The following is a 13,685-nucleotide window of genomic DNA, read 5'->3' as shown; positions in this document are numbered from 1 at the left end:
TAAAGAAACGCATGGATTTCTTAGTGGTTGAGATAAAAAGCTTACAGCGAGTTTATTTTCTGCCTTTGGCACAAAACGATAGGCAAAAAAAACTCTGGTGCGGTACCAGAGCTTTTTCTGAGTTTTAATCCCATCGTCGCCTCTATGACTTCGCATGAAGCCAACGAAGATAAAAGTGGGAGGTAACAATGTATCTTTAAAACGGCATTTTGAAGCCTGGAGGCAATGGCATTCCGCCAGTCACATCACCCATCTTCTCTTTGCTTGTCTCTTGAACGCGACGTACCGCGTCGTTAAATGCAGCAGCAACCAAGTCTTCAACCATATCTTTATCGTCGTCCATCAATGACTCATCAATGTCCACTCGACGTACGTTGTGGTTACACGTCATGGTTACTTTAACCATGCCAGCACCTGCTTCACCGGTTACTTCAATTTTAGCCAGGTCGTCTTGTGCTTTTTGCATGCGCTCTTGCATTTGCTGCGCCTGCTTCATGATATTGCCCATTCCACCTTTAAACATAATTTTTATCTCGCTTCGTTTTGGTGTTAATAATTCTGCTATCGCGCTTTAACCGTATCGGTTAGCACTGACGCATCGAAAGTCGATAGCAATGCTTGAATTGTATCGTCGGTTTTTATCACCGAGTGCGCATGCGCATGGCGCATGGCATGAATCTCTTGTTGTAACGCAAAAGGCGTGGATGATGGTTCACCTAAGGTAATATTTACTTCAACGTTTTCACCCAAACCATGGTGAATTGCATCAACCAATTGCTTTTGCGCACTATCATTTAGTAAATGCGTCTGACTGTGGTCAATTTCAAGGGACACTTGATTGCCCTCTCGAGAAAATGACGCATGCAAAACCAATTGTTTAAGTAGACCTGCAACCGGCATTTGCTCAACTAGGTTACTCCATTCGTCAATTTGGCTAGCATGAGTTAATTTACTTCCGTCATGTAAATACGCTCTTAATTGCCCTTCATAGGTACTGCTTAACGGTGTATCAAAATTCAGTGCATCCCGTGCAAACGACAAGTCGCCCGCACTTTCAACATGCTCTAAAGCACTGTCGAAATTCGAGCTGCTATCAGAGGGCGCTTCAACATAGTCAGCACCATCAACGTGTTGAGGTGGTTGATTATCGTAATCTGTAGCCCAAGGAGGCATGTCCTCGACGGGTGTTTCCGAGTTCGATTGCGCCTCTGCTTCGTCGTTTGAAAAAGGCATATCCTCTTCAAATTCATCAAGAGTAAAGTCACTCGCGTCATTTACACCAGATTGCGCTTTTACTGATTCGCCAGCATGCGTAGTGTCAGCTGATTCTACGAGAGTGCTACCCAGAGATGCGCTTTGTTGCAGAGAATTGTCGTCGTTTTCATTATCAGCGCTGCCTTGCCCTGCACTATTTTCAGTATGATTCGTAATTGCGTTTGTAGATTTCGCTGTATTTAAGGCCTCTGCTTTACTTCTGGTAAAACGCGCTTGAATGTCACTGGCACTTTCGGTCTTAGCATTCGCTTCGCTGTTGCTTTTAGCATCAGCATCTTGCGCTTTTCTTTGCTTTAACCTTTGACGTAGCGCCAACATATCAGCCGTTGAAGTAAGCTGTTCCTCGGCGGTTAATGACGCGGCTTCATTCTCGCTCGACAACGACTCGCTGCTTTTATGAGAGCCTTCAGCGTTGCGGAAACCTTCAGCGTTATTAGAGTCCTCAGTGCCATGGGAATCAAAGCTCGCAACATCGTGAAAATCGCCAACACCATAGGACCCTTCGTCTTCAGACAGAGGCGGCATATCGTCCATGTACGCATCTAGCGGAGGCTCCTCAAAATACTGTTCGGCTTCGATATGGGACGTGCTGACTTCTTTTGGCGTCGGTTTAGGCTCGGCAGCCACGCTTTCTGTTTGAACCGCGGTGTTTTCTACTGGTACTTCTCCAGTAATAGGCGATGTTGGTGCTTGCGTAACAGATTCATCTCCATGCGCCGCATCACGCTCCAACCCTGTTGATTGAGTTGACGTAGTACCCGACGCTACTGAGGGCGACGTTGTCTGAGTATTGTCTTCACGCAGCTCCCTTTCATTGACAGCTGCATCTTCCTGCTGTTGCCGTGATTCGAATGGAGACGTCGATTGAGCCTGATCTTGCGGCTCTTTTTCAATTATTGATGTAGCATGAGAATCTGAGGTAGATAGCGCATTTTCTAATGATTGAGCAACGGTAGATTCAACCGGTACATTTAAGGGCGCCTCCTCCTGTACATTGCTTGCAGAAGTTTCGCTTAACGGCGCTTCCTCCTGCTTACCGACGTTTCCCGGGCCACCACTGGAAGAAGCATGATCTACAGGTAAACTATGCTCACTCCTCCCGCTTTCAATCTCACTTTCGGTGTCCTCGATGGGGGTGTTTGGAGCAAACGACATCATGCGCATCAATGTCATTTCAAACGCACTTTTTCCATCAGCCGCAAAAGGTAAATCTTTTCTACCTTGCAGTGCAATTTGATAGAGCAACTGCACTTGCTCAGCTGGAATGGTTTTCGCTAATTGAAATATCGCCTTAGCTGACGTAGTTTCTAGCTTACACGCTTCTGGCACCCATTGCGTTAACGCTATTTGATGTAGCAGGCTGGCCAATTCGCTGTGAACGTTGTCATAGTCAGGCGCTTGCTCTGCAATATCATTAACCAGCTGCAATACATCAGCAGGGCTTTTGCTTACTACTGCGTGAACGACTTTAAGCAGTTGGTTCTTATCCATCAGCCCCAGCATATCGGTTACTACTGATGCCAAAACCTGATTTCCACCTTGCGCTATAGCTTGGTCAGTGAGGCTCAGCGCATCACGCATACTGCCTTGGGCTGCTCTTGCCAAAAGCGCAAGCGCCTGTGGTTCAAAAGGTAGCTGTTCATGCTGCAAAATATGCTGTAGCTGTCCAACAATCTGCTCCCGAGACATAGCTTTCAAATTAAACTGCAAGCAACGGGATAAGATGGTTATTGGAAGCTTTTGAGGATCGGTGGTCGCCAGTAAAAACTTAACGTGTGGGGGTGGCTCTTCCAGCGTTTTTAACAGCGCATTAAAGCTGTGTTTTGAAAGCATGTGTACCTCATCGATAAGGTACACTTTGTAACGTCCACGAGTTGGCTTGTATTGCACGTTATCAAGAAGCTCACGAGTATCCTCGACTTTGGTCCTTGACGCAGCGTCAATCTCTAGCAAATCAACATAATTGCCCTGCTCTATCTCTTTACAGGTGTTACATTGACCACAAGGATTTGCCCCTTGTCCTTCTTCGCAGTTAAGGCTTTTCGAAAAAATACGTGCAATGGTGGTTTTACCTACGCCTCGCGTACCTGTGAAAAGGTATGCGTGGTGTAGACGATCGTTATCCAAAGCATTCGAAATGGCAGAGACTACATGTTCCTGACCAACAAGTTCACTAAACTTGCCCGGTCGCCACTTCCTTGCTAGTACCTGATAACTCATTATTACGTATTTCGCCTTTTGCTAGTTATGCTTTATAGCGATTATTCGCCTTCAAACTCACAAATAGAGTAGCTTTCTATGTCAAGCGTACTCAATTTCTCTTTGCCACCTAGGTCAGGTAAATTAATCACAAAACCCGCGTGATTTACTTCACCGCCCAGCGAACGAATGAGTTTAGCTGAAGCGGCTATCGTTCCGCCTGTTGCAAGTAAATCATCGATAAGAAGGACTTTATCACCTGGCTCGATAGCATCTTTATGGATTTCCAGTGTATCCATGCCGTATTCAAGCTCGTAGCTCTCGCTCACCACTTCACGAGGAAGTTTGTTGGGCTTTCTCACTGGAACAAAACCAATGCCCATTTCGATAGCTAATGGCGCACCAAAAAGGAACCCACGCGCTTCAGTACCTGCAATCTTGGTAAATCCCATACCTTGATACTTTTCTACAAGTAACGAGATACAGCTACTGAATGCTTTGTGATCTTCTAAAACGCTGGTCACATCTCTAAATAAAATACCTGGTTTTGGATAGTCAGGTACGGTTTTCACTACTGATTTAATATATTCTGCAGTCACAATTATGCCTTGAATGTCTGCGTTATAACCAGAAGGTGAACCAGCCGGCGATGATATGCATCAACGGGAACGCGATTAGAGTTACTAGCGATGCTAGAAAGTACCACTTGTTATAGACTTCTTTGAAATCTGAATTGTCAGCCATTTGCACTACCTAAACAATTTTATGAACAAAAAAATGGTGCTAAATGTTAATCGAAAGCAAGCCTGATTGACAGCGCTAATATGATCGATCGCTCACTTTCAGACCAGATCTTGGTGAAAGTTTAATATAACGCAGGTAAATCGCGATGGTTACTTAGAATATGGGGAGCAATATTCCTTTTTGTAACATGTCGATGATGGTTTGATTCATGCCATTTATAAGCACGTTTGAAGGAATTTGGGGAAGTTGTTGGCACAACGACACAGCTAATTGTTCTATTTCCATTCCCAGTTCATTTTGTTCCAGCGTGTTTACTAAAATAGCCGTCACCGGATTAACATGAGTAAATTGAACGTCAAACTCATGGTCTCTGTAAACAACGTAGAACTGCTGTTCTTGGGCAGGTTGCTCTGGGATATAATCCTCACCAATTAGGTGGACTTCGAACTGATATGCCGCCAACGAGGCATACGGTGACACCCTAATGGCGGTAACATTGTTTCCTTGTTGATAAAATTCAATGTCGTCTTCGTTTTTTCTGATACTGACGTCAAGCTCAAGCCACTCATAGTGAGCGAGCTCTGCAGCAAAATCAGGAAGAGTAATATCGAAGGTTGGTTCTGTTGAAAGGTACTCAACAAATTCCTTACTTATTTCAGCAAAATAAGGCGAACGACATTCGTGCTCAATAAAAAATTGACGCACAATACTCTCCCACCCTTTTTCACCATGCTGTTTTACCACGATGGATTTTAGAACTGGAAAACCCGTACTCACAAAATTGTCGATGTTGTTAAAAAACAGTGATTGATAGATTTTCATCCGGCGGGCGTTATCACTGTCAGTGTGGCGATAAGTTTGTGGATCTTTTATCGCATCAACGAACAATTTTTGGGTGCGTTGAAATGATTGCGTCATGCGACACTCCCCTCAACGCCTGACGTTCGAACCGCTTCACATTTTGCTTGAATTTGCTTAATTTTCTGCACTTCCGCTAATAATTCGCTTAAAGGGGGAATATTAAAATCGCGCTCTAGCAAAGTCGGAAACACGCCGTGAGTAAGGTAGGCGTGTTCCAACAGCGCCCATACTGGCTCGATGACATTTGCGCCGTGTGTATCAACCTTGAGATCCTCGGCTTCGTCATAGTGACCGGCAATATGCCCATAAACTATTTTGTCTGAGGGCAAGCCCTTAATAAAGGCTTTCGCATCGTATTTATGGTTAATACTGTTCACGTAAACATTGTTTACGTCCAGTAGCATTTGGCAACCCGATTCTTTTAGTATGCTCTTGGTAAATTCAAGCTCATCCATTTCTTGACCAGGCGCAAGATAATAAGAGACATTCTCTAAAACCAGTGGTCGCTCAATAATATCTTGAACTTGAACAATCCGAGATACTACGTGTTTAATGGCGTCTTCAGTAAAGGGAATTGGCATCAGATCGTACATATGACCATTGCTGGAACAAAAGCTTAAGTGCTCACTGTATAGTGCAATGTTGTTTGCGTCCAAGAATCGCTTCACGGTTTTTACAAATTCAACATCCAGTTTGTCACTACTTCCTATAGACAGCGATAAACCATGAGTCGTAAAGGAAGCTTGCGAAGACGCTTGCTGAAACTGTTCTTGATACTTCCCACCGAGCGGGATCCAATTTTCGGGCGCAACTTCCCAAAAGTCGACCTCAGATGGCAATGTAGGTAAAAGCTCTTTAAGCATTTCCCGACGAAAACCAAGTCCTGCGCCATTGATGTGTTTCATATCTTCCCCTTTTGCCGCATGGGATTGCACAATAGCAACGTACATTGTTAGACAAAAATGGCCATCATTCGACAGCCATTTATTGCTAAGCGTAACTCGTGTAGCATCCTTCTGTTTCAAGCTACACGATGTTTTTTGAATGGCGGTTACATGCTACCGCATTTGCCTTCGCCGCACTTGCCTTCTTTACTCGCTTTTTTGTCGCCGCCACATTTACCTTCGCCGCACTTGCCTTCTTTTCCAGCTTTCTTGTCGCCGCCGCATTTACCTTCGCCACACTTGCCTTCTTTTTCAGCTTTCTTGTCGCCGCCGCACTTACCTTCGCCGCATTTGCCTTCTTTCTCTGCTTTGTCGCCACCGCATTTACCTTCGCCGCACTTGCCTTCCGCAGCGAATTGGCTGTAACCAGATTCTAGTGCTTGCATACCAAATGGATTTACATCTGCTACTGCAACCGTTGACGCCAAAGAGCCAATTACAACTGCGCCTAATGCTGTCGCTACTGATGATTTTTTGATTTGTTTCATTGATTTACCCTCAATAATATAAGTCATGTTTGACGCACAGTAAGCGCGTGTATTTTAAAAGACCTTGCCAATACAAAAAAAATTACAAGAAATATTAACTTTTTTACATTATCTCTTTATTCATTCACTTATTTTGCGCTTAATATAGGAAAAACAGTGAACATTTCACATTAAATAAAAAAGAATAGTGTATTGGGGCAGAGCGTGAGACAAAAATTTTTTTTAGGCGATTGGCAAGTCGAACCGTCTAATAATAGATTGACGTTAGGGAAAATAAAGCGAAGCATTGAGCCTAAGTCAATGGATGTTCTGCTTTTGTTATGCCAAAAAAACAATGAAGTAGTCTCAGCGGACGAAATTGTTTCACAATGCTGGCCCGATTCTCCTACCGGTGACAATCCAGTACATAAAGCAATCACACATTTAAGAAGGGCATTAAACGATAAAGCAACAGCCCCCCAATATATTGAAACCGTTCGCAAACGAGGTTATCGAATAATCGCTGACGTTCAGTTTTTGGTGAACGACACAGATAATACGGTAGCATCTACATGGACCGAACATCCCCCATTTGTAGGATTAAATGCGTTTACTGCTAAAGAGAGTGAAATATTTTTCGGTCGAGACGCGCTAATTAGAGATATTGTTTCGCACAAGGCGGAATTATTTCGCAAAAAAAGGCCTTTCTCATTAATTTTAGGCCCTAGTGGATGCGGTAAAAGTTCATTGATACATGCAGGCGTACTCCCTCTTTTTCTTAGAAATAAAGGGCTAAACAGTATCTATGCGCATGACTTTGCTAGTATCGATGTTGCCGACATAGAATCTTCGAACAATGAATTTGCTATCTTTGTTGAGCTCGCCTCTTATATGATCGACTGGGGCGATGAAAATCGTTACGTCTTTAATAATTTAAGTGCAACAGAACTTGCTGAACTGCTGCTAAATGAAGCAGACAAAGTTATAGCAATTGTCTCTGATTGGCTTGTAGAACGAGACCAGGGGGTTAACTTCCCATGTTTTGCAATCATCATAGACCGACTGGAGGCGTACCTGGCAGATCAGTCTATTCCCACGTCTACCAAATCACGTTTTTTTAGTATTCTAGAACAGCTGAGCCAAAGCAATTTATTCCTCACCTTTCTCATCAGTAGAAACGATTTTTACCCGCTTATTTCTACCTTCGAAACATTAATGAAGAACAAAGGAAAGGGCGCACATATAGACGTTACGCCCCCCTCATTGAACGAGTTAAGTCAAATTATTAAACGACCCGCGGTTGCCGCAAATATTGTCTGGGAATTCGATGAGAACACAAATTCACGACTAGACGATATCATTCTATCCGATGCATCTCGCGCACCTAATTGTCTTCCATTGCTGCAATACACACTTCAAGAATTATATTTGCAAAGAGCGAACAACAAGCTATGTGTAAAGACATATAACGAATTAGGGGGCATTGAAGGGGCTATAGGACACAAGGCTGAGCAACTTTATGAAAGTCTTTCTGAAGCCGTGAAAAATGCGTTAGATAATATCCTTCCTCTTATTGTTAATGTAACGCAGTCGGGTAACACATTGACAAGCAAAACGGCACATTGGGACACGCTACAAACGCAGGACGAGCGAGAGTTAGTTAAGCAAATGGTCGAGCATCGCTTATTTGTCTCTTTCTCAAATAAAGGAAAAGCAAGTTTCAAAGTTGCCCATGAAGCCGTGTTGCGAAAGTGGGAGCGCGTTCAGAAGTGGGTGGAGACACATCACAACAGCCTCATTTTGAAAGCAAGGTTAGCAGAACAAACTAGTCAATGGTTAATAAATAACAAAAACCACGCTTTTCTATTGTCAGAAGGAAAACCATTTTTCGATGCAATCATGTTGACTAGTCTAGCGAATATTCGTCTTGAAGAAAGCGAAAAGGAATTTATTGCGCACAGTCAAAAGCGTATTAGTCGACGAAAAGTTTTAAAAGGTGTTACTGCTGCAACATTGGTTGTATTACTCGTTGTTTCATCCATTGCTACAATATACAGCCAGCAAGCGCGTGAGCTAGCAGAAAACAAACGAAAAGAAGCAGAAGACTTAATGGGATTCATGATAGGTGATTTTGCAGATAAGCTTCGCACCGTTAAAAGAATGGACTTATTAGAAGGCATTAGTGAACAAGCGCTACAATATGTCGAACGCGCTAAACAAACTCAAAATACTACTCTGTTTAATACACAATCAGCTAGTTTTGAGCTTCGTTTTCAACACGCTTTGTCTGTTCAAGCCATGGCCGAAGTTAAATTTTATCGTGACGAAATCGACACCGCTAAAGAAGCGTACGACGAAGCGTCAATACTTCTTGAAGAATTACTAAAAGAACAGCAAACTAACCAGCAACTTCTGAAAGCGTATGGAGCAAATCAATTTTGGCTAGGTCAAATTCACTACATCAACGGTGCTATGAGCGATTCAAAAAAATACTTCGATAGCTATCTTAGTACAAGTGAAGCTATGCTCGCAGCGGCTCCAAATAGTCTTGAAGCCATGATGGAAGTTTCTTATGCAGAGAACTCCGTAGGCACTATTGCCTTTGAGCAGTTTGACTTTGAAAATGCAATTAAGCATTACCAGGCATCGCTTGAATATAAAGAAAAAGTAGTAGAAGCCGATCCGAGTAATACAGAAGCATTATTGTATTCAGCCGACACACGATCTTGGCTAGCTTCGATGGTGTTGCATTTAGGTGAATTTGAAAGCGCGGAACGTTACTATCGCGAAGGGGCTTCCCAACTCCAGTTATTGTATGAACAAGATGGTGAAAATGCGGCGGTTATGCAAACTTATGTTGCTTTACTCACCAAGCAAGCCACGTTGCTTTTAATGCGAAATAATGACGAACAAGCATTACATTCAATAGATAAAGCAACATATTTGATAGAAAAAGCGCTGCAACAAGATCCGAAAAACACAGAGTGGATAGGCGATGACGTCTATATTAAAACGCTTAAGCATGTTTACTTTTACACACAAGACGTTGAAGACGAAACGTCCAAACTTATTAGCTTAGTATCTGATAAAAATGAATATCGCTCTATTTCTACGCTAATACGCTTTTTGCAATCTAAAGACAGCTGGAAACACGCCGGTGAACTTATTAATCAGCTCGAAACGCTTAAGCCAGAACTGCAGTCACAAGAACCCGTTTCTGATTTTTATTCTCTTCAGTCACGAAATGAGTACCTAACTTTAAAAATTAACCAGGAACTTCACGACGATAGCGAGCAAATTGAACGGCTTTGTGCGCATCTGTCTAATTTGAACGAAAGTGTCGCCAACAAAAGTCAACACTACAGCATACTGTATGCACAACATGTTGCATCTATATGCTTGAATTCAGAAAATCCCCCTTACAGCAAAATAGACGAAATGCGTCAATTCTATACTCGCTTACTCCAATAACTATAAATCACCTAGGCAAATAAGAGAGAAACAATGTCATCACCTACTCCATTAATCCAGTTCTATGTAACGGTAAACCCTGAAAGTCACACGTACACATTTTATACAGACATTGAAGGCACTACCTTGGCAGAATCAACACTTGTCATAACAGAACCTAACACGGTAATTTCTTACACCTTGATTAAAAACGAGCAACAGCTTGGTTTCGTTGGCCCCATCATTTCCGGCGATGCTGATAACGATTTGACCTTCAGTATCTCAAATGATCGTCAGACAATTATTTTTGTCGACTCCGACCATTCGAAAGAGGATATCTGCATGAAATTAGTCACAGCCCCATTAAACTGTATTTTTGTCAGTCCAGATCCACAAATGATTAATCGTAGACCAAGTTAACGTTCTCATGGGCTAGACCAAGAAACATGGCGGTTATCCGTCGATATTGCGCGTTCAACTTTTGTAATGTTGTTGAGCGCGTATTTACCATTCAAGGCTTTGCGAATACCACTACAAATAACAAATTTGATTTCTCCCTTGCGCTTTAGCTTGGTACAGAAGAGTATCTGCGCCGCGAATTAACGATTCAGGAGATGCATATCTTTGATTGTGATGCGTAGCGACACCAATACTTACGGTTAACTTAGTATCAGCTTCAAGTGCAAAGAGCTTTATACTCAGTTGTGCAAGATGGCGTTTTAGACGCATTGCCAATAATTGTGCATTCTGTGCGTGACAATTCGGTAAAACAATGGCGAACTCTTCCCCACCATAGCGAGCGGCAAGTGCATCTCTATTCGGCAAGCTCAAAGACAACACATCACCAATTCGCTTAAGACAGCGGTCGCCGGCTACATGACCATATTCATCGTTAAAGCGCTTAAAATGATCGATATCAATCATCAACAGGCTGATTGGAAGTTTATTGTTCACGCAGTAAGTCCACTGTTGCGATATGTACGAAGAAAATTTGTGCCTGTTAGCTAAACCTGTAAGAAAATCAGTTTCAGCTTTTCTTTTTAGCATGGTGTATTCGGCTTTATGCACTGTCATGTCGCGGAGAATACAAAGAAATAGCGAATTTGATGAAGAAAACTCTTCCGGTAAGGAAGAAATAGATAGTTCAACGTCTAATGACTGATCGTCGGATTTCTCGTGTTGAAGAGTAACTTCGATTGGGGGCACCTGTATGATGCGCTCTTTTCCAGCATTGAGAGAACGTTTGATTAGACTGTTTTTATCGGAACCGCTTTCTATATAATCGAGAAAATTTTCGCCAATTATCCGCTCTCGTCGCGCCCCAAGTAAATCAGAAGCGTTAGAATTTAACATTTCTACAATTCCATCAATGTTCAACACTACAATAGCTTCATTGATAAAATTTATCATTTTTGCGAGGGAGCTGTTCTGATAGTAATTAAACAGTTTGGTCGGGCTGCTAACTGGTTTTTTGTTACTTTGCATGGCGATATACATCCTTTCATTGCACTATTACTGCACTAGGTATGTATACAAAGTTACGCTACTTTTACGAGGTCAACCTTCCGCTTACCTTCCCATTTAACGCATTGTTTTATATTGATTTTTAAAACTAATTCTCAATGGAAAAATTATTTTTCTTATAAAAATCTATAATCGAATAACTGCTTATATCCATCATTGCTTGCTCAAGGTTCGTTATTAAACTGTCTTTTTGATCACTCGTTTTTGAGACAGCTAAAAACGAGGGTATATTGCGACGTTGAGAAACAAGAAGTTCGCTTACTGTAGAGCCATTATTAGCCACATAAAACATGTATGGTGCTTCATAAGTGAGAAGATGTGCAGTGCGATGCATTTCGAAAAGCTGAATAGCTTCAGATGCGTTGGCCATATCAAAAAAAGTATACCCTGCGTCAAGCAATTCCTTGCGCAAACCAAGAAAGTCATAGCCTCTTACTGCTGCGACAGATTTTTCGTTTAATCGTTTTTTGTTCGATACTAACAACGTAGATAAAAAGACGACGGGCTTATCTAAGAAAATAACATTATCATCTAAAGCGCGAGTGCCCTTTACATTTATTGTTAAATCAACAACACCTGTTCTAACTCGTTCAAACAAACGAGCTGGGGGAGCACACTCTACTCTAACTTCGTAATTTAATTTGATGAGAAGGGCGTCGATTGTATCAATAATTTCACCATGACACTTCATCGTAGTAGGGTCTTTCATCACGAGTGGAGGAAATTCAACAACGCCGAGCACCACACGTTGTTTCGTTGCATCAGGCATATTATCGACAGTGTGTTCAGCTGACATCGCGAAGAGCGAAATAAAAGCTAAGGCAAAAATCATTTTCACAAGACAGGTTCTTTTATTATTGTTCTATTGTTATTTATATAAGCTTTGCTTCGCCAGCAGTAGTGGCTACATACATTTTGTTACAATATACCCGTACTACACAAACGAAAAATATCAAAGATACTATAGAAAATATAAAACCAAACGTCATACACTATTTAATATATCTATAAAAGATATAAATTTCCCTTTGACGCAAAGACTATTTTTACTAGTGTCAAGAAAATAACTTTCAACGCCCCCTAGTATTTTTAAATAGACTCCATCATATGATTAAACCTTTACTAACATTTGTTGCAAGCTTTGCTTTTTCACAATCGACGTTGGCTAATTGTCCACTTTCATTAGATGACATAAAGCTCGAGCAAGATAGCACTTCGTTAACGCTAGATCAGCAGATTGCATGTCTTAGTTCCGACGTAGCAGGTATAAGAGATGGCATTGCATTTAATATGTTAAGTAAGTCATTACGAGATGCAACGTTACCGCTAAAGGAAGTTAAACATGTGCATGATGAGCTAATTCGAGCATTTAATAATAAGACCCATACATCTCACCATCATTCGTTCATTATTCTCTCTCTAGCAGAGGTTGCGCGCTTTGATAGAAAGACGCCATTTTTAAATAATAATGAACGAAAACAGTTGTTAAATATTAGCACTGGCGCTCTTGTAAACGTAAATGATTATACCGGGTTTAGTGAAGATATCGGTTATATACACCAAATAGCACATGCTTCAGATCTAGCGCTTCAACTATCACTTAACCAAGCGTTCGATGAACCGCAATTGAAAGCTCTTTCTCAAGCTATTCAGCAAGCGATAAATCCAAGTGAAATACACTTTTACATCTACGGAGAACCAGACAGATTGGTGCGTGCAACGGTGTATTTAATGTTAAGAGAGTCTATGACACTAGAATATTGGAGTGAGTGGTTATCAGTAGCGGCACAACCCGCTTTTAGTTCATGGCAAGAAGCGTACGAGACAAACGAAGGATTAGCTGCTTTACACAACACACAAAGCTTTTTTAATAGACTTCTGGTTTGGACTGCAAATTCTAAAAATGCAAAGCTAACGGCTATTAATAAACAAGTATTACAGCATTTAAAGACAATTCAGTAGATTTGTATAACAGTTAACGTTTCGGCTATCAACTTCACTGAATACTTTTAGCTATCTAGATAATACCAAGTTTTTCTGTCGTCCAAACGCAAAAAACCCGCCGTAAGGCAGGTTTAGTGGTGCAAAATCGTGACTCTCTTTGTCACGCTGCTCTTATAATAATCGCGCGCAAGGAGGACGTACAGTACGCTCTGTTTTTGACTACAACGTACCTAAACGAAAAAAGCTCTTGTCGTAAGACAAGAGCTTCTCGGAATGA

At 41.7% G+C, this 13,685-nt stretch carries 12 protein-coding genes; 3 read left to right on the top strand and 9 right to left on the bottom strand.

Annotated features, from left to right (window positions below):
* Positions 1 to 196: 196 nt before the first annotated feature.
* From V7R42_RS19375 to V7R42_RS19345, 7 genes are all read right to left on the bottom strand, one after another.
* Complete coding sequence (locus V7R42_RS19375; RefSeq protein ID WP_014950049.1) at positions 197 to 523, bottom strand: YbaB/EbfC family nucleoid-associated protein; 327 nt, start codon at positions 521 to 523, stop codon at positions 197 to 199.
* A gap of 38 nt (positions 524 to 561) precedes the next feature.
* On the bottom strand, positions 562 to 3,495 hold the full coding sequence (dnaX, locus tag V7R42_RS19370; RefSeq protein ID WP_334022310.1) for a DNA polymerase III subunit gamma/tau: 2,934 nt from the start codon (positions 3,493 to 3,495) through the stop codon (positions 562 to 564).
* Positions 3,496 to 3,536: 41 nt separating this feature from the next.
* Complete coding sequence (gene apt / locus V7R42_RS19365) at positions 3,537 to 4,073, bottom strand: adenine phosphoribosyltransferase (protein WP_014998897.1); 537 nt, start codon at positions 4,071 to 4,073, stop codon at positions 3,537 to 3,539.
* A gap of 22 nt (positions 4,074 to 4,095) precedes the next feature.
* On the bottom strand, positions 4,096 to 4,218 hold the full coding sequence (locus V7R42_RS19360; RefSeq protein ID WP_256253717.1) for a hypothetical protein: 123 nt from the start codon (positions 4,216 to 4,218) through the stop codon (positions 4,096 to 4,098).
* Positions 4,219 to 4,371: 153 nt separating this feature from the next.
* Positions 4,372 to 5,136, bottom strand: a complete 765-nt coding sequence (locus tag V7R42_RS19355) for an HvfC family RiPP maturation protein (protein ID WP_334022309.1) — start codon at positions 5,134 to 5,136, stop codon at positions 4,372 to 4,374.
* The gene (locus tag V7R42_RS19350; RefSeq protein WP_334022308.1) at positions 5,133 to 5,984 is read right to left on the bottom strand and encodes an HvfB family MNIO-type RiPP peptide maturase; all 852 of its coding nucleotides are present in this window, start codon (positions 5,982 to 5,984) and stop codon (positions 5,133 to 5,135) included. Before V7R42_RS19350 ends, V7R42_RS19355 begins: the two co-directional genes overlap by 4 nt.
* Before the next feature lie 146 nt (positions 5,985 to 6,130).
* On the bottom strand, positions 6,131 to 6,511 hold the full coding sequence (locus V7R42_RS19345) for an HvfA family oxazolone/thioamide-modified RiPP metallophore (RefSeq protein ID WP_334022307.1): 381 nt from the start codon (positions 6,509 to 6,511) through the stop codon (positions 6,131 to 6,133).
* Positions 6,512 to 6,715: 204 nt separating this feature from the next.
* On the opposite strand from V7R42_RS19345, the gene V7R42_RS19340 reads away from it, so the two are divergent.
* Entirely contained in the window at positions 6,716 to 9,961 is a 3,246-nt protein-coding gene (locus V7R42_RS19340) for an nSTAND1 domain-containing NTPase (protein ID WP_334022306.1), read from the top strand.
* Positions 9,962 to 9,994: 33 nt separating this feature from the next.
* Entirely contained in the window at positions 9,995 to 10,360 is a 366-nt protein-coding gene (locus V7R42_RS19335; RefSeq protein ID WP_334022305.1) for a DP-EP family protein, read from the top strand.
* A gap of 111 nt (positions 10,361 to 10,471) precedes the next feature.
* Here V7R42_RS19335 and V7R42_RS19330 read toward each other — a convergent pair whose 3' ends face one another.
* Both V7R42_RS19330 and V7R42_RS19325 read right to left on the bottom strand, forming a co-directional pair.
* Positions 10,472 to 11,425 carry a sensor domain-containing diguanylate cyclase gene (locus V7R42_RS19330; protein WP_334022304.1) on the bottom strand — a complete coding sequence of 318 codons (954 nt, stop codon included), beginning with the start codon at positions 11,423 to 11,425 and terminating at the stop codon, positions 10,472 to 10,474.
* Positions 11,426 to 11,552: 127 nt separating this feature from the next.
* The gene (locus V7R42_RS19325; protein WP_334022338.1) at positions 11,553 to 12,296 is read right to left on the bottom strand and encodes a transporter substrate-binding domain-containing protein; all 744 of its coding nucleotides are present in this window, start codon (positions 12,294 to 12,296) and stop codon (positions 11,553 to 11,555) included.
* Positions 12,297 to 12,571: 275 nt separating this feature from the next.
* Here V7R42_RS19325 and V7R42_RS19320 point away from each other — a divergent pair, with 275 nt between their 5' ends.
* Positions 12,572 to 13,426, top strand: coding sequence for a DUF2785 domain-containing protein (locus V7R42_RS19320; RefSeq protein WP_334022303.1), 855 nt, complete (start codon positions 12,572 to 12,574; stop codon positions 13,424 to 13,426).
* Positions 13,427 to 13,685: the final 259 nt, after the last annotated feature.

The organism is Alteromonas sp. S015 (assembly GCF_036864485.1).
Lineage (GTDB): Bacteria > Pseudomonadota > Gammaproteobacteria > Enterobacterales > Alteromonadaceae > Alteromonas.
The sequence above is the reverse complement of the archived record's forward strand: the minus strand, read 5'-3'. Positions and strand labels throughout refer to the sequence as shown.